12 protein-coding genes are annotated in these 16,104 nt (G+C 69.0%); 4 read left to right on the top strand and 8 right to left on the bottom strand.

Features of this window, described 5'->3' with window-relative positions:
• Positions 1 to 6: 6 nt before the first annotated feature.
• The 6 genes from ACFPN1_RS00235 to pyrH all read right to left on the bottom strand — a co-directional run bounded on the left by ACFPN1_RS00235 (position 7) and on the right by pyrH (position 5,461).
• Positions 7 to 1,179: a 1-deoxy-D-xylulose-5-phosphate reductoisomerase gene (locus ACFPN1_RS00235; protein ID WP_386751980.1), complete on the bottom strand. Its 1,173-nt coding sequence runs from the start codon at positions 1,177 to 1,179 to the stop codon at positions 7 to 9.
• Positions 1,180 to 1,217: 38 nt separating this feature from the next.
• Positions 1,218 to 2,069, bottom strand: a complete 852-nt coding sequence (locus tag ACFPN1_RS00240; protein ID WP_386751981.1) for a phosphatidate cytidylyltransferase — start codon at positions 2,067 to 2,069, stop codon at positions 1,218 to 1,220.
• Positions 2,066 to 2,827 carry a polyprenyl diphosphate synthase gene (gene uppS / locus ACFPN1_RS00245; RefSeq protein WP_386751982.1) on the bottom strand — a complete coding sequence of 254 codons (762 nt, stop codon included), beginning with the start codon at positions 2,825 to 2,827 and terminating at the stop codon, positions 2,066 to 2,068. Before uppS ends, ACFPN1_RS00240 begins: the two co-directional genes overlap by 4 nt.
• A gap of 70 nt (positions 2,828 to 2,897) precedes the next feature.
• Complete coding sequence (frr, locus tag ACFPN1_RS00250) at positions 2,898 to 3,455, bottom strand: ribosome recycling factor (RefSeq protein ID WP_386751983.1); 558 nt, start codon at positions 3,453 to 3,455, stop codon at positions 2,898 to 2,900.
• A gap of 114 nt (positions 3,456 to 3,569) precedes the next feature.
• Complete coding sequence (locus ACFPN1_RS00255; protein ID WP_386751984.1) at positions 3,570 to 4,598, bottom strand: cation diffusion facilitator family transporter; 1,029 nt, start codon at positions 4,596 to 4,598, stop codon at positions 3,570 to 3,572.
• Between the two features lie 131 nt (positions 4,599 to 4,729).
• Positions 4,730 to 5,461 carry a UMP kinase gene (gene pyrH / locus ACFPN1_RS00260; protein WP_386751985.1) on the bottom strand — a complete coding sequence of 244 codons (732 nt, stop codon included), beginning with the start codon at positions 5,459 to 5,461 and terminating at the stop codon, positions 4,730 to 4,732.
• Positions 5,462 to 5,860: 399 nt separating this feature from the next.
• Here pyrH and ACFPN1_RS00265 point away from each other — a divergent pair, with 399 nt between their 5' ends.
• The 4 genes from ACFPN1_RS00265 (at position 5,861) to ACFPN1_RS00280 (ending at position 13,783) form a co-directional block, all read left to right on the top strand.
• The gene (locus ACFPN1_RS00265) at positions 5,861 to 6,445 is read left to right on the top strand and encodes an RNA polymerase sigma factor (RefSeq protein WP_386751987.1); all 585 of its coding nucleotides are present in this window, start codon (positions 5,861 to 5,863) and stop codon (positions 6,443 to 6,445) included.
• A complete protein-coding gene (locus ACFPN1_RS00270) occupies positions 6,442 to 7,449 on the top strand; it encodes a FecR family protein (protein WP_386751988.1) in 1,008 nt (335 codons plus the stop codon). The genes ACFPN1_RS00265 and ACFPN1_RS00270 overlap by 4 nt, the downstream gene beginning before the upstream one ends.
• Before the next feature lie 119 nt (positions 7,450 to 7,568).
• A complete protein-coding gene (locus ACFPN1_RS00275; RefSeq protein ID WP_386751990.1) occupies positions 7,569 to 10,397 on the top strand; it encodes a TonB-dependent receptor domain-containing protein in 2,829 nt (942 codons plus the stop codon).
• Positions 10,398 to 10,615: 218 nt separating this feature from the next.
• Complete coding sequence (locus ACFPN1_RS00280) at positions 10,616 to 13,783, top strand: autotransporter domain-containing protein (RefSeq protein ID WP_386751991.1); 3,168 nt, start codon at positions 10,616 to 10,618, stop codon at positions 13,781 to 13,783.
• 247 nt (positions 13,784 to 14,030) lie between these two features.
• On the opposite strand, the gene tsf is transcribed toward ACFPN1_RS00280, so the two are convergent.
• Together tsf and rpsB are read right to left on the bottom strand one after the other, a co-directional pair.
• A complete protein-coding gene (tsf, locus tag ACFPN1_RS00285; protein WP_386751992.1) occupies positions 14,031 to 14,912 on the bottom strand; it encodes a translation elongation factor Ts in 882 nt (293 codons plus the stop codon).
• Positions 14,913 to 15,082: 170 nt separating this feature from the next.
• A complete protein-coding gene (gene rpsB, locus ACFPN1_RS00290; protein WP_386751993.1) occupies positions 15,083 to 15,886 on the bottom strand; it encodes a 30S ribosomal protein S2 in 804 nt (267 codons plus the stop codon).
• Positions 15,887 to 16,104: the final 218 nt, after the last annotated feature.

Here is a 16,104-nt window from a genome sequence, read left to right on the forward strand (position 1 = left end):
TTCGCATCATCCCACCGCTGCCGTTGCGTGGCGTCGAGCGGCGGCATCGGCTTCGCGCAGGACGTCCAGCGAGTCGGCGGCGGTGGCGGGCAATGCATCGAGGGTGGCTTCCACCAGCGCGGGGATGGACAGGAAAGCGATGCGCCGCTGAAGAAAGGCTGAAACCGCCACTTCGTTGGCGGCGTTGAGCATCGCCGGCGCCGTGCCGCCGGCCTGCAGGGCGGCGAAGGCCAGCCGCAGGCAGGGGAATGCGTCGAGATCGGGCGCCTCGAAATCCAGGCGCCCGTGCTGCAGCAGGTCGAGTCCGGACACGCCCGAAGCGATGCGCTCGGGCCAGCCGAAACCCACGGCGAGGGCCGTGCGCATGTCCGGCAGGCCCAGTTGCGCCAGCGTCGATCCGTCGACGAATTCGACCAGCGAATGCACCAGGCTCTGCGGATGCACGAGCACGTCGATGCGCTCGCGCGCGACGCCGAAGAGGTGGTGCGCCTCGATGACCTCCAGGCCCTTGTTCATGAGCGTGGCCGAATCCACCGAGATCTTCGGCCCCATCGACCACTTGGGATGGGCGATGGCCTGCTCCGGCGTCACCGTGGCGAGTTCGTCGCGGCGGCGGCCGCGGAACGGTCCGCCCGACGCGGTGAGCAGGATGCGTCGCAGGCTGGCATGCGCGTGCGCGTCGGGCAGGCACTGGAAGATGGCGTTGTGCTCGCTGTCGATCGGCACGATCACCGCGCCGCTGGCGTGCGCCGCCTGCATCAGCAGTTCGCCGGCGAGCACCAGCGATTCCTTGTTCGCGAGCAACAGCCGCTTGCCGGCGCGCGCCGCGGCCAGCGTCGAATGCAGGCCGGCCGCCCCCACGATCGCGGCGACGACGGTGTCGCAGCACGTGCCGGCGACGAGGGATTCCAGCGCCGCTTCGCCGGCGTGGGCCCGGGTCTCCAGGCCCGCATCGCGCAGACCGTCGCGCAACGCGGCGAAGCAGCCTTCGTCGGCGACGACCGCATGCTGCGGCCGGTGCACACGGCACAGCGACACCAGCGCATCGACCTTGCTGCCGGCTGCAAGCACCGTGGCGCGCAGGCGATCGGGGTGACGTGCGATGACGTCCAGCGCGGACGTGCCGATCGAGCCGGTGGCGCCGAGGACGGCGATGTTGCGGGCGGGGGCGGAATTCATTGCTGTGGTTCTATCGGGCCACGACGTCCAGGCGGATGTCAGAAGCCGAACATCGCCTTGCCGATCGCGAAGACCGGCAGGGCGGCGAGCACGCCGTCGATGCGGTCGAGGATGCCGCCGTGCCCGGGAATGAGGTGCCCCGAATCCTTCACGCCGGCGTGGCGCTTGAGCAGGCTTTCGTAGAGGTCGCCGACGACCGAGGCGATGGTGGCCACGAGCGCGACCAGTGCGACCAGCGGCAGTTGCGCGCCCGAGGCCCCGGCCAGCAACGCGCCGCCGATGCCGATCAGCACGCCGGCTGCGACGCCGCCGAGCAGGCCCTCGATCGTCTTGTTCGGACTGACCCGCGGCGCGAGCTTGCGGTCCTTGAACAGGCGGCCGCCGAAATGCCGGCCGGCGAAATACGCGGCGCTGTCGGCGGCCCAGACGATCGCCAGCGCGGTGAACAGCCAGATGTGGCCGTTGGGCCCGGTGGCGTGGATCCACGTCAGCGCGCACCACGCGGGGATCACCGCCAGCGCGCCCGCGGCGAGCTTGAAGCCGCGCGCCCAGGTCTCGTGGTTGCCGGCGAAGTCGTACCTGCGCAGCCACAACAGCGCGAGCAGCCACCAGATCACGCCGATCATGCTCGCCAGCTGGAACAGCACGTAGCTGTAACCGGAAGCGGAGCGCGAGGCCCACACGATCGCGACCATCAGCGCCAGGTGCGCGACCAGCAGCACGGTGCGGGCGAGGGTGTCTTCGATCTCCGCCAGCTCGAACCATTCCCACAGCCCGGCGAGGAACACCACGGCCGTCAGCGCCACCATCCAGGGCGTGGACAGGAGCAGGATCGCGGCAATCGCGACCGGGGCCATGATCAGCGCGGCCAGCAGGCGGGTTTTGGTCATTCGTCGTTCTCTCGAAGCTGCGGGCGCCCCACCTGTTCGCCCGTCAGGCCGAAACGGCGTTCGCGGCTGGCATAGTCGTCCAGGGCGCGTCGCAGTGTGGCGGCATCGAGGTCCGGCCACAATGTCTCGGTGAACCAGAGCTCGGTGTAGGCGAGCTGCCACAGCAGGAAATTGCTCACCCGCGTATCGCCGCCGGTGCGGATGAAGAGGTCGGGTGGCGGCAGGTCGGCCAGGGCGACGCGCGCGCCCAGCATGGCTTCGTCGATGGTTTCCGGGTCCAGCCGGCCGGCAGCGACATCACGGGCCAGCGAGCGGGCGGCCTGGGCGATGTCCCAGCGTCCGCCGTAGCTCGCCGCAATGCTCAGTTGCAGACGGGTGTTGTTCGCGGTCTGGGTCTCCGCGGCGTCCATGCGTGCGCGGATCGCCTCGGCGAAACGCTCGCGCTCGCCGATGAAGCGCACGCGCACGCCACGCCGGTCGAGTTCGTCGACCTCGCGCTCGAGCGCGCCGAGGAACAGTTTCATCAATGCCCCGACTTCCTCCTCGGGGCGGCCCCAGTTCTCGCTGGAAAACGCGAACAGGGTCAGCGCCTCGATGCCGGCTTCGAGACAGAAGTCGATGCAGACATCGACCGCGCGCGCACCGGCGCGGTGGCCGATCATGCGCGGGCGGCGACGGCGCTGCGCCCAGCGGCCGTTGCCGTCCATGATGACGGCGAGATGGCGGGGAATGAGTGCCGAGGCGGTATCCGGGGGCATTCGTGATTGCCGGGAACGTGCGGTGGTGCCGTCGGTCAGCGGCGCATGGCCGCAGGACCGGCGGGCGACCTCAGACCGCCATCAGTTCCTGTTCCTTGGCCTTCACCACTTCGTCGACGTCCTTGATCGCGCTGTCCGTGATCTTCTGGATCTCGGTTTCGACGCGCGCGACATCGTCCTCGGTGATCTTCTTTTCCTTCAGCAACTCGCGGACCTGGCTGTTGGCGTCGCGGCGGATGTTGCGGATCGCCACTTTCGCGTCCTCGGCTTCGCCATGGACGACCTTGGTCAGTTCGCGGCGACGCTCCTCGGTGAGGGCGGGCAGGTTGAGGCGGATCACGGTGCCGGCGGTATTGGGCGTCAGGCCCAGGTCGGAGGCGAGGATGGCCTTCTCGACCGGGCCGATCATCTGCTTTTCCCACGGCGTGATGGTGAGCGTGCGCGCATCGGCCACGGCGACGCTGGCCACCTGGCTCAGCGGCATGTCGGAGCCGTAGTAGTTGACCTTGATGGTGTCGACCAGTGCGGTGGACGCGCGGCCGGTGCGGACCTTGACGAGGTCGTGGCGCAGTGCGTCGACGCTCTTGGCCATGCGGGTCTGTGCGTCTTTCTTGATGTCGTTGAGCATCGCCGGCTCCGTGGTTTTCGATGGGCGCCCGGGAGGCGCGACAGGCGCGGGATTATAGCGGCGGGAGCGCGACGAGCCTAAAGGCCGTGCCGGTGCCCGGATCGGGCCGCCGGTTCAGTGCGAGTGGGGCGCGTGCCCGCGGGGAGAATCGGCACCGGGAGAGTGGGCACCGGAAGAATCGGCACCGGGAGAGTGGGCAGCGGAAGAATCGGCATGGGGCGCGTGGCCGTGCGGCGCGCGGTCGTGGCGGTCGTGCTCGCAGCCGGCGCCGTGCTCCACCTGCAGCGTGGGATGGTTGATGCCGAAGCGGTGGTCCAGTTCGTGGTTGATGCGGTCGATGAAGGCGTCGTGATCGTGATCGTCCGGCCGCACCAGGTGCGCGGTCATCGCGATCTCGCCCGCGCCCAGCGACCAGATGTGCAGGTGGTGCACCGCGATCACGCCCACCTGCGTGGTGAGGAAGGTCTCGACTTCGCTCTGGTCGATGCCGCGCGGGACCGCGTCCATCGCCGCATTGAAGCTCTCGCGCAGCAGACCGAAGGCGCCGATCGCGACGACCGCGCCGATCAGCAGCGCCGTCACCGGGTCCAGCCATTCCCAGCCGAGCCACCACATCCCGGCGCCGGCGAGCACCGCGGCCAGCGACACCGCGGCATCGGCGACGAGGTGCAGGTAGGCGCCGCGCCGGTTGAGGTCGTGGTCGTGACCGTCGCGCACGAACCAGGCAGCGCCCAGGTTCACCGCGATGCCGATCATGGCGACGACGACGACGGGTAATGCGGGAATGTCCGGCGGTGCGGAAAAGCGGCGGATCGCCTCCCAGCCGAGCGCGCCGGAGAAGGCCACCAGCAGCAGCGCGTTGGCCAGCGGCGAGAGCAGCGTGGCCCGGCGCCAGCCGTAGGTATGCCGTGCGGTGGGCGGTCGTCGCGCGATCGCGGCGGCGCCCCAGGCCAGCGCCAGACCCAGCACGTCGCCGAGGTTGTGCAGGGCATCGGAAAGCAGCGCCAGCGAATTGGTGACGAAGCCGTATCCGGCTTCCAGTGCCGTGTAGGCGAGATTGATCAGGGTGACGATGGCGAAGGCGCGCGTGGCGGAGTGGCCGTGCGCGTGGCCGTCATGATCGTGATGGTGTCCAAGGCCCATCGGCCGATCCTGTCATGCGTGCGCGGTGCAATGCTATTTCGCAAGGCGGGTCTTGACCCGTCAAACGCCACCTGCAGGCTCCCCGGAGAGCCGCTGCTTCCGACGCGGCGGGTTCGAGATCCGCCTTGCGCTTACAGCCCCGGATTGCGGCCCTGCACCAGCGTGCCGATGGGTTCGCCACGCAGGATCTTCAGCAGCACGCCCGGCTGGCTCATGTCGAAGATGCGCAGCGGCAGGTCGCTGTCGCGGCACAGCGCGAACGCCGCGGTGTCCATCACCTGCAGGTTGCGGGCGATGACCTCGTCGTAGCTGAGCTTGTCGAAGCGCACGGCGTCGGCGTGCTTCTTCGGATCGCGGTCGTACACGCCATCGACCTTGGTCGCCTTCAGCAGCAGGTCTGCGCCGATCTCGATCGCGCGCAGCGCGGCGCCCGAATCGGTGGTGAAGAACGGGTTGCCGGTGCCCGCGGCGAAGATGGCGAGGCGCCCCTTCTCCAGGTGGCGCACGGCGCGGCGGCGGATGTAGTCCTCGCACACGTCGTTGATCTTGATCGCGCTCATCACGCGGCACTTCGCGCCGAGCTTTTCCAGCGCATCCTGCATGGCCAGCGCGTTGATGACGGTGGCCAGCATGCCCATCTGGTCGCCGGTGACGCGGTCCATGCCGCTCGCCGCCAGGCCCGCGCCGCGGAAGATGTTGCCGCCGCCGATCACCAGCGCGATCTCGGCGCCGGCCTGCTGCGCCTCGATCACCTCGTGCGCGAGGCGATTGAGCACGACCGGATCGATGCCGTAATCCTCGTTCCCCATCAGCGCCTCGCCGGACAACTTCAACAGGACACGGCGATAGGCGAGCTGGGACATGGGCGACCTCGGAAGTTGTGGCGGCGCGGCGAAACGGCGGAATTGTAGCCGATGCCAGCGCCGCGCCGCGGTGTACAGATGTCGTGGTGGCCTGCCGTGAGCCGCGGAATCGTCACCGACATCGCGTCGTGCACCCCGTTCGGATGCGGTTCGGCGGGAGCGGCTCGATCGGGGCGCAGCGGTTCGAAAGCGCTTGCCCGGAGCCGGCGAGGTAGGGAGGCCGGACACCCGCTGCGTTACTCATGGCGGGGCCGGTGCGGGGCCGGTCCCGCGCAATCCGCGGACGCGTATCCGCGGGAAGGGGCGCGCGGCGCGCGACCCGCTGCTTCGGGGCCGGGCAGGCGCGTGTTGGACTTCCAGCCATCAGCCGTTCGAACATCCACGGACCGCACCGCAGCGATGAGCAGCCTGCAGGACGAGGCCATGACGGATTCCGCCGCAACGCCCGAGGGAAGCGCGCACGACGACGCGCGCTTCGAGGCGTTCCTGCGCGAACAGCGGCCGGTGCTGGTCCGCTTCCTGGCACGGCGCACCGACGAGCACGACGCCAACGACGTGGCCCAGGAAGCCCTCGTGCGCCTGATGCGCTATCGCGCGCTTCCTGCGGAGAAACTCACGCTGCTGATGTACCGCATCGCACTCAATGCCTTGAACGACGCCGGCCGCCGTTCGCAGAGCCGGCAGTCCGCGGCGCACGTGAGCCTCGACGAGGAATTCGACAGCCTGCCGTCGCCCGAGCCCGATCACGAACGGCGCCTGGACAACCAGCGGGAAGTGGAACGCGTGCGCGCGGCCATCCTGCAACTACCGCCGCGCTGCCGCGAGGTCTACCTGCTGAACCGGATCGAAGGCATGAGCTATTCGCAGATCGCCCGCCACTGCGGCGTCTCGGTCAAGGCGGTCGAAAAACACATCGGCAGGGCCCTGCAGTCGCTGCGTCGCGACCTGCAACAGGTGCCCGCCACCACGACGGACCGGACATGAACCACTCTCCCTCCCCGACACCCACTGCCGACGGCCGCGCGGAAGCCTGGCTGGCGCGGTTGTCGTCGCCCGAATGCACCAGCGCCGATCGCGCGGCGTTCGAGGACTGGCTGGCGGAATCCGAAGCCAACGTCGACGCCTACCTGCAGGCCGAATCCGTCCACGCGCTGGCGCGACGGCTGGCCTCCGACGACCTGTTGCGCGCGGCCGCGCGCCGGGCCCGGCGCAATCCCGCCATCGATCGTCGCAGCGTGTTGCGCCGGTTCGCCATGGGCGCGGCCATCGCCGCGACGGTGGTGCTGGCGATCGGGGTCATCCGCCGGCCCAAGCCGCCGCCGACGGTGCCGGTCGGCCGCTACACGACCGTGGTCGGCGAGCAGCGCACCGTGGCGCTGGAGGACGGCACCGCGATGCGCCTGGACACCGCGACCACGGTGCGCGTGCATTTCGCGCGCGACCAGCGCGTGGTCGAAGTCGTGCAGGGACGCGTGCAGTTCACGGTCGGCGCCGATGCGCCGCACGCCGCGTCGCCGCGCCCGTTCCTGGTCAAGGCCGGGAGCGGCACCGTGCGCGACATCGGTACGACCTTCCAGGTGCGCCACGTCGATGCCGATGTCGAGGTCGGATTGATCGAAGGCGTGGTGCAGGTGACCGCCGACGCCACCGGCACGAGCGACACTCTTGCACCGGGCGAGCAGGTCCGCATCGATGCGCAGGGCGCGCTGCAGGCTTCGCAGCCGTTCGACCTGGCCGTCGCGCGCGCATGGACGCAGGGCGACCTGGTGTTCAAGGAGCGCCGCCTCGACCAGCTGATCGCCGAGATGAACCGTTATTCGGCGACGCCCCTGCGCCTGGCCGATCCCGCCCTCGGGGCGCTGACCGTGAGCGGCGTGTTCCATATCGACGACCAGGCGGCACTGGTCGCCGCGCTGGAGCAGGGCTGGGGTCTCAAGGCCCGTCGTGGCGGCAACGGCGAAATCGTCCTGCACAAGGCGGATCGGTAGGGCGCGCGAGCCGGGGTAGATGAGGGCGCGGGCGCACCGCGCGCCTCATGAAATCGGGTGCGTTGCGGCCGTAGGCGGCGTTACGTATGGTGGCCGGCCTTGCGTTTTTCGCCAGGCCGATGGCCCCGTCCCGCCACCTTCCAGCCCTGCTCTGGGGAGCGCTGTCGCTTTGCCTCGCCTCGCCCGTACAGGCGGCGGGCGAAGTCGCGCCTGCGCGCACGGCGCTGGTCGTTCCGGCGGGCGATCTGGACACGGCCCTCAAGGCGCTGGCCACGCAGGGTCGGGTCCAGATCCTGTATCCGCCCGAGCTCGTGGCGGGCCGTCGAGCGCGCGGACTGCAGGCGCGGCTCGGCATCCCCGAGGCGCTGGCGCGGCTGTTGCGCGGCACCGGCCTGCGCGCGGTCGCGGTCAACGCCAACACCTTCCTGCTGCAGCGGATCCCCGAACCCGCGAAAGTCGCGGACGCGCCGCGTCGGCGTTCGACGCCGTCGGAAATGGCGACGGTGCAGGTCACCGGTTCGCGCATCCCGCGCAGCGACCTGGACATCGTGACGCCGTCGCCGCTGACGATCATCACCCGCGACGAGATCGAGACCAGCGGCCACCAGACCCTGTTCGAACTGCTGCGCGTGCAGCCGGGCATGGTCGGCCACCATCCGGTCGACGTCGCCAGCGAGGGCAGCCAGGACGGCGGACAGCAGCCGTTCGCCGCCGCGGCCACCACCAGCCTCGATGGCCTGGGGCCGCGCGCGACCCTGTTCCTGGTCGACGGCCGGCGCGTGGCCAACTACGGCCTGATTTCGGTCGACCTGGGCGGCCTCACCGACCTGGATTCGATCCCGCTGAGCATCGTCGACCGCATCGAGATCATCCGCGGCGGCGCATCGGCGATCTACGGCGCGGATGCGATGGCCGGCGTCGTCAACATCATCCTGCGCAAGCAGGGCGATCGCGGCGAAGTCGCGGCGCGCTACGGCGTTTCCGAACACGGCGATGCGCAGGAACGCCGCCTTTCCTTCAGCGACGGCTTCGACATCGCGGGTGGCGGCAACGTCTTCATCGGACTCGACTACCTGCAGCGCGACGAACTCACCGGGCGCCAGCGCAAGTGGCGCACGCTCGACTACCGGCGCCACGGGCTCGGCGACTGGCGCATCCCGCTGGGCTATCGCGACCTCGACTACAACCTCGTGCAGTCCTTCTGCATGCCGGGCGTGAAGGACATCGACGCACGGTGCCTGTTCGATCCGGTGCGCTGGAGCACGCTGCAGCCGCGCAGCGAGCGCAGCTCGTTCTACGGCCATCTGCAGCAGCCGCTGGGCGACGAGGTGCAACTGGGCATCGGCCTGCGCGCAAGCAATGCCACGCAGGACATGCTCAATCCGCCCTTCCACGCACTGGTGGACGTGCCCGAGGACCATCCTGACGCCATTCCCGGCACCGAGCTGGGTTACGCGTTTTTCGACATCGGCCCGATCCGCAGTCACAACCGCGAGCGCACGCTCGACGTCGCGGTCACGCTGGACGGATCGCTCGGCGCCTGGGACTGGAACCTCGCCGTGTCGCACGACGCCAACACGGTGCGCAACCAGACCGACGGACTCGTGCGGGAGACCGTCTTCACCGATGCGGTGTTCGCCGGCCAGTACCGCTTCGGCACGCCGGACAATCCGCCCGCATTGCTGGCGGCGATTTCGCCGCGCGTGGTGGCCAAGGGCGAGGCGGCGCTCGACCAGTTCTCGGCGGGCCTGAACGGCGCGTGGTTCGCGCTCCCGGCCGGCGATGCGCAACTGGCGCTGGGCGTGGAGTTCAACCGCGACGCGCTGCGCCACCGTCCCGATCCGCTGATGCTCGAGAACGACGTCGCGCTGGGGCCGCAGAAGATCCTCATCGACGCGCACCGCTACAGTTCCGCCGTGTACGCGGAGCTGAGCCTGCCGCTGGCGTCGCGCCTGCAGGCCGACATCGCGGCGCGCTGGGACCATCGCCAGGGCTATGGCAGCAAGGTCTCGCCGAAAATCGGCTTCAAGTGGCGCGCGCTGGATGCGCTGACCTTCCGCGGCACGGCGGCCACCGGTTACCGCGCGCCGTCGCTGTTCGAGCAGCGGCGGCCGTCGGTGTTCGATTACTACGACGTCATCGTGTGGAATCCGGAACTCGGCCCGTGCCGGTATTCGGCGCGGCTGGCGGCGGGCGACGCGTACTGCCTGGTGTTGCGCGGCGCGATGGAGAATCCGGATCTCGATCCGGAAACCTCGCGCAGCCACACGCTGGGCCTGGTGTGGGCGCCCGACGCGGATCTCAGCCTGAGCCTCGACCACTTCCGCATCGAGCGCCGCAACGAGATCCTGCCGGGCAATGCCATCGACGACCCCAGCGCGTTTCCGCTGTCGATCGTGCGCGACGAGGACGGCCTGCTGATCGGCATCAACGATTACTTCGCCAACGTCGGCCGCACGGACGTGCGCGGCTGGGACTGGGATGCGCGTTACCGGCTGCAGACGGCGCGCGCCGGACGCTGGACCTTTGACCTGGCGGGCCAGTACCTGACGCACGTGTTGCGGCAGGCGCGGCCCGGCGCACCGCCGCTGGATTACGCCGGCCACGGCACCGCCGACCGCTCGGCGTCCGCCATCGTGCAGTGGGCGTACGCGGCCTGGAGTACCGCACTGACCGCGAACCACCGCGGCGAGGTGCGCGTCTCGCGCCCGGGCGAGGCCTGTCCGTCCTACAACGCCGACGCCGGACGTTGCCGCACGCCGGCGATGACGACGCTCGACTTCAACATCGCGTACGCGGGCCTGCCGGACTGGCAGATCGCCTTCAACGTGCGCAACCTGCGCGACCGCGATCCGGTGAACTACGACGTCGACAAGGGCGGTTACGACATCGCTTCCGACGATCCGCGCGGACGCTACTACCTGCTGAGCGTCGCCCGGCGCTTCTGACCGCCCGCCGCGCCGCTCGCGCCGGTCATCCGCAAAAGCAGGAGTAGGGGTAGGGAGGCGGGAACATCCCTGCGTTATGGCTGTTGGCGCCGCTGCGACTGCCGTCCGGCGATCGCGGCCCCGGCCGATGCGACGCCACTTCGCCAGTCCTCAGGGGTATCGAATACATGCAAGGTAAAGGAATCGCTTCGCGCTCTCCGGCGCGAGGGAAGTCGCACGTGCGTTCCGCATTGTCCAGGGCCATTGCCGGCGCGTTGCTGCTGGGCGCGCTGACGCCCGCCGTCGCGCAGCAAGCACCGGCGTACCAGGAGCAGGGCCAGATCGGCGATCCCGCAAGCTGGCGCACCGAAGAATTCAAGGCCGATTGGGGCCTGGGTGCGATCGGCGCCGAATACGCGTACGCGCGCGGCCTCACCGGTCGCGGCATCCGGCTGGGTATCTTCGACAGCGGCGTGGATCTGCGTCACGGCGAATTCGGCGGCAAGGACCACCGCAGCATCCATATCGCGGACGTGCTCGAGGACGGTTCGCCCTGCACCAACACGACCGCGCTCGCCGGTCCCGACAGCTGCTTCAGCTCCGACGGCGACACCGTCGCTCTCGATTATTTCCATTACACCGACGAGGACCGTGCGCTGGTCCAGTACCTCGTCGACATTGGCTACCTGTACGACTGGGTGCCGGAGTACCTCGAATCCATCGCCGGCTTCCAGTACGGCTCGCACGGCACCCACGTCGCCGGCACGATGGTCGCCAACCGCGACGGCACCGGTACCCACGGCGTGGCCTACGGCGCCGACATCACCGCCGCGCGCCTGTTCTCCAACAGCTACACCGACCTGATGTCGCTGCTCGGCGCGGGCGGCGAGTCGTACGCGATCGGCCCGGGCAGCGAAGCCGTGGCGAGCATGTACGAGCAGATGGCGGCGCAGGGCGTGCGCGCCATCAACCACAGCTGGGGCCTGAGCGTCGAACCCACGACCGCCGAGGAGATGGACGAGCTGTACAACTCCGAAGGCGCGGCCGAGTACTTCGCGACCTACACCGATGCGTCGATCGACCACGGCATGCTGCAGGTCTTCGCTGCCGGCAACAACAACGGCGACATCGCCGGCATCTACGCCACGCTGCCGCGCTGGGTGAAGGATGCCGAGAAGTACTGGCTCAGCGTCGCCAACATCAACCAGACAGGCGAGATCGACGAAAGCTCGAGCATCTGCGGCCTGAGCAAGGACTGGTGCATCGCCGCGCCGGGCACCGACATCGCCTCGTCGGTGGTCGGCGGCACGATCGAAGGCAGCGAAATCCGCGATGAAGAAGGCAACTTCATCGGCCTGGAAGTCACCGCCGAGCATCCCGAATACGGCTACGAGAACTACACCGGCACCTCGATGGCCTCGCCGCACGTCACCGGCGCGCTCGCGCTGCTGATGGAGCGCTTCCCGTACCTCGACAACCCGCAGATCCGCGACGTGCTGCTGACCACGGCCACCGACCTGGGCGAAGCCGGCGTCGACGAGATCTACGGCTGGGGCCTGATGGACCTGCGCAAGGCGATCGAAGGCCCGGGCCAGATCCGCGTCGACACCGACGTGGTGATGAACCAGCAGGCCGGCGGCACCAAGGTATGGGACGGCCCGGCCTGGGACGACTGGACCAACGACATCGGTGGCGACGGCCGCCTGACCAAGTCGGGCATCGGCTGGCTGCGCCTGAGTGGCGACAACAGCTTCGGTGGCCTGACCGTGCGCGAGGGCGTGCTCGAACTCGACGGCGCCAATGCGCTCAAGGGCGACGTGCAGGTCGATGGCGGCTTCCTCGTGCTCGACGGCTCGCTCGACAACAAGCTGCACGTCAACGGCGGCCAGGCGGTCATCAACGGCCTGCAGGCCGGCAGCACCTGGATCCATGCCGCGGGCAAGCTGAGCGGCACCGGCAGGCTGGCCACGACCACGGTCGAAGGCACCATCGCGCCGGGCAATTCGATCGGCACGCTGACCATCGACGGCGATTACACCCAGGCCGCCGGTTCGACCTACGAAGCGGAAGTCGGGCTCAACGGCGCTTCCGACCACATCCAGGTCAACGGCCAGGCCAACCTGCTCGGCGGCACGGTGAAGTTCCTGCCGACCGGCGAATCGATGCTGCTGGGCGAGCACTACGACGTGCTCTCGGCGACCAGCCTCGTGGGCACGTTCGCTGCGGTCGACGACAGCGCGTTCTCGCCGTTCCTCGACTTCGTCCTGCGCTACGGCAGCAACGACGTGCTGGTCGATGTCGTGCGCGGCCGCTCGCTGGCCAGCGCAGCCGGCACCTTCAACCAGACCGCGACTGCGACGGCGGCCGATGCGCTGGCCGACGACAACGTGTTGCTGCAGCGCCTGACGCAGCTGTTCCCGGCACCGGCGATGGCCGCGCTGGACAGCCTCAGCGGCGAGCAGCACGCGACCCTGCGTTCGATGCTGATCGACGGCAACCGCCACGTGCGCGATGCCGCGCTGGCGCGCGCGCAGGCGGGCACCGGCTCGTTCGCACCGTCCGCGGATGGCGAAACCGAATCGGCGGGCTGGATCGAGGTCCTGCGCAATGGCGGCCGCCTGGCTTCCGACGGCAATGCCGGCGAGGCGGACTACGACGGCAACACCACGCTGCTGGGTTACGACTACCGCTTCGCCAACGGCTGGCGCGTGGGCGTGCTGGGCGGCGCGGGCCATGCCGATCTGAGCGTGGACTCGCGCGGTTCCCGGGCCGCCATCCGCGAGCAGCGGATCGGTGCCTATGTCGGCCAGGCCTGGGGCGGTTTCGGCCTGCGCGCCGGCGCCACCTATGCGCGCCACGACGTGGACAGCACGCGCAACGTCGCGTTCCCGGGCGTGCAGGACACGCCGCGCGCGGGGTACGACGCGACCAGCCAGCAGGTCTTCCTCGAAGGCGGTTACGGCTTCGCGGCCGGTGCATGGCAGCTCGAGCCCTACGCGCAGCTGGCGCATGTGCGCGTGGAGACCGACGGCTTCCAGGAACGCGGCGGCATCGCGGCGCTCACGGGCCGCTCGTCCGACCAGCAGGTCAACCTGTCGACGCTGGGCCTGCGCTTCAACGTCGATCTCAAGGGCGCGCAGCAGGACGAAAGCTGGCTGAGCCTGCGCGGCGGCATCGGCCGTCGCCATGCCAGCGGCGACCTGGCGTCGGAGACCTCGGTCGCGTGGAGCGGCGGCAACGTCTTCACCGTGCGCGGCACGCCGCTCGCGGAAGACTCGACGCTGGTCGAAGCCGGCCTGGGTGCGCGCCTGAGCCAGAACAGCCTGCTCGAGCTGAGCTACAGCGGCCAGCTGGCCGACGAAGTGCGCGATCACGCGGTGAACGCGCGGTTCTCGGTGAAGTTCTGACGCGTCTGCGGTAACGCATGCCCGGAGGCGGATGGACCCGCCTCCGCGCCGCTCCGGCTTCACGTTTCAAGCGAGTGCTGCTCCGCTGCACCTGCGATGGCCCTGACCGGGTGCAGCGGGGCGGTTACTCCTCACGGGAACGCCGCTTTTTCCATCGTTGCAACGGCCCGCGTGGCGAATTTCGCAGGCAACAAAAAACCCGCGGTGTCCCGCGGGTTTTTCGTGCGCGCCGGTTGGGCGCGTGCGATCAGACCTGCATCGCCTTCGCGACTTCGGCGGCGTAGTCCTCGACCACCTTCTCGATGCCTTCGCCGACCACCAGGCGCTGGAAGCCGACCACGTCGGCGCCGGCGGCCTTCACCGCCTGCTCGACGGTCTGGTCGGAGTTCAGCACGTACGGCTGGCCGTACAGGGTGACCTCGTTGACGATCTTGGCGATCTTGCCGCTGATGATCTTCTCGAGGATCTCGGCCGGCTTGGCCTTGTCCTTCTCGGACATCTTGGCCAGTTCGATTTCCTTTTCCTTCGCGACGAAGTCGGCCGGCACGTCGGCGGCCTTGTTGTACGGCGGGTTCATCGCGGCGATGTGCATCGCCAGGCCCGAAGCCAGTTCGGCATTGCCGCCCTTCAGCTCGACCAGCACGCCGATCTTGCCGTTGGTGTGCACGTAGGCGCCGACGATGTTGTCGCCATCGACGCGGGCCATGCGACGGATCTGGATGTTCTCGCCGAGCTTGGCGATCGCGGCGGCGCGGCTTTCCTCGACGGTTTCGCCCGAAGCCAGCTTGAAGCCCTTCAGCGCTTCGACGTCGGCGGCACCGGAGGCCAGCGCGGCTTGGGCGACGGAATCGGTGAAGGCGATGAAGTTGCCGTCCTTCGCGACGAAGTCGGTTTCCGAGTTGATCTCGACCAGCACGGCCTTGCCGCCGTTCTGGGCGACGGCCACGCGGCCTTCGGCGGCGACGCGGCTGGCCTTCTTGTCGGCCTTGGCGAGGCCCGACTTGCGCAGCCACTCGGCCGCGGCGTCGATGTCGCCGTTGTTCTCGGTGAGCGCCTTCTTGCACTCCATCATGCCGGCGCCGGTGCGCTCGCGCAGGTCCTTGACCAGGGAAGCGGTGATTTCTGCCATGGGGTTACCTCTATGTTTGAGACGTCTTGAATGTTTGAGACGTCATCCCTGCGAAAGCAGGGATCCAGTGTCTTCGAGCGACAAAGCAAAAGTCGCTGGATTCCTGCATTCGCAGGAATGACGAGCAAAAGCAGCCGCGCAACGTGGCGCGGCTGCATCGCAGCAGGCCTTTACTCGGCCGCTTCGGCCTTCTTGGCGGCGGCCTTCTTGGCCGGGGCGCGGCGGGCGCCCTTGTCGTCGCCTTCGGCGGCTTCGACGAAGTCTTCCTCGCGGACCGAGGCGGCCGACGGAGCGGCGGCCTTGCCTTCGAGCACGGAGTCGGCGGCGGCGCGGGCGTACAGCTGCACGGCGCGGATGGCGTCGTCGTTGCCCGGGATGGCGTAGTCGACCAGTTCCGGATCGTAGTTGGTGTCGACGACCGCGATCACCGGGATGCCGAGCTTCTTGGCCTCCTTGATCGCGATGTCCTCGTGGCCGACGTCGATCACGAACAGGGCGTCGGGCAGGCGGTTCATGTCCTTGATGCCGCCCAGCGAGGCTTCCAGCTTCTCGCGCTCGCGGCGCAGGGTCAGCACTTCGTGCTTGACCAGCTTCTGGAAGGTACCGTCGGTTTCAGCGGCTTCCAGTTCCTTCAGGCGGGCGACCGACTTCTTCACGGTGGCGAAGTTGGTCAGGGTGCCGCCCAGCCAGCGTTGGGTCATGAACGGCATGCCGCAACGCTCGGCTTCTTCCTTGATCGCGTCGCGCGCGCTGCGCTTGGTGCCGACGAACAGGATGACGCCGCGCTTCTGGGCCACGCCCGAGATGAAGTTCATCGCGTCGTTGAACAGCGGAACGGTCTTCTCGAGGTTGATGATGTGGATCTTGCCGCGGGCACCGAAGATGTACGGACCCATCTTGGGGTTCCAGTAACGGGTCTGGTGGCCGAAATGGACGCCGGCTTCCAGCATCTGGCGCATGGTGATCTGGGGCATTGCAATACTCCGATGGGGAACCGGCCGCGGTTGGAATAGGGCGGCTTGCCATTGAAGGCGGGGTTCCGGGGTTGGGCCTCCCCGCTGCTCCGTGACCAGATCCTCGGATCCTCGCGGATCCTCGGACACCCCGGCACGGGCTGTGGCAGCGGGTGTGTATTCGCCTCTGTCGCGGGCGTGGCGGCCTGCGGACGGGCCGCAGAGCCGCGGGATTATGC

Origin of the sequence: Lysobacter yangpyeongensis (assembly GCF_042655745.1) — a bacterium.
GTDB lineage: Bacteria > Pseudomonadota > Gammaproteobacteria > Xanthomonadales > Xanthomonadaceae > Agrilutibacter > Agrilutibacter yangpyeongensis.

Coding starts and splice junctions, on each gene's coding strand:
- ACFPN1_RS00235 (WP_386751980.1), bottom strand. CDS start 1,179: ATGAATTCCGCCCCCGCCCGCAACATCGCCGTCCTCGGCGCCACCGGC.
- ACFPN1_RS00240 (WP_386751981.1), bottom strand. CDS start 2,069: ATGACCAAAACCCGCCTGCTGGCCGCGCTGATCATGGCCCCGGTCGCG.
- uppS (WP_386751982.1), bottom strand. CDS start 2,827: ATGCCCCCGGATACCGCCTCGGCACTCATTCCCCGCCATCTCGCCGTC.
- frr (WP_386751983.1), bottom strand. CDS start 3,455: ATGCTCAACGACATCAAGAAAGACGCACAGACCCGCATGGCCAAGAGC.
- ACFPN1_RS00255 (WP_386751984.1), bottom strand. CDS start 4,598: ATGGGCCTTGGACACCATCACGATCATGACGGCCACGCGCACGGCCAC.
- pyrH (WP_386751985.1), bottom strand. CDS start 5,461: ATGTCCCAGCTCGCCTATCGCCGTGTCCTGTTGAAGTTGTCCGGCGAG.
- ACFPN1_RS00265 (WP_386751987.1), top strand. CDS start 5,861: ATGAGCAGCCTGCAGGACGAGGCCATGACGGATTCCGCCGCAACGCCC.
- ACFPN1_RS00270 (WP_386751988.1), top strand. CDS start 6,442: ATGAACCACTCTCCCTCCCCGACACCCACTGCCGACGGCCGCGCGGAA.
- ACFPN1_RS00275 (WP_386751990.1), top strand. CDS start 7,569: ATGGCCCCGTCCCGCCACCTTCCAGCCCTGCTCTGGGGAGCGCTGTCG.
- tsf (WP_386751992.1), bottom strand. CDS start 14,912: ATGGCAGAAATCACCGCTTCCCTGGTCAAGGACCTGCGCGAGCGCACC.
- rpsB (WP_386751993.1), bottom strand. CDS start 15,886: ATGCCCCAGATCACCATGCGCCAGATGCTGGAAGCCGGCGTCCATTTC.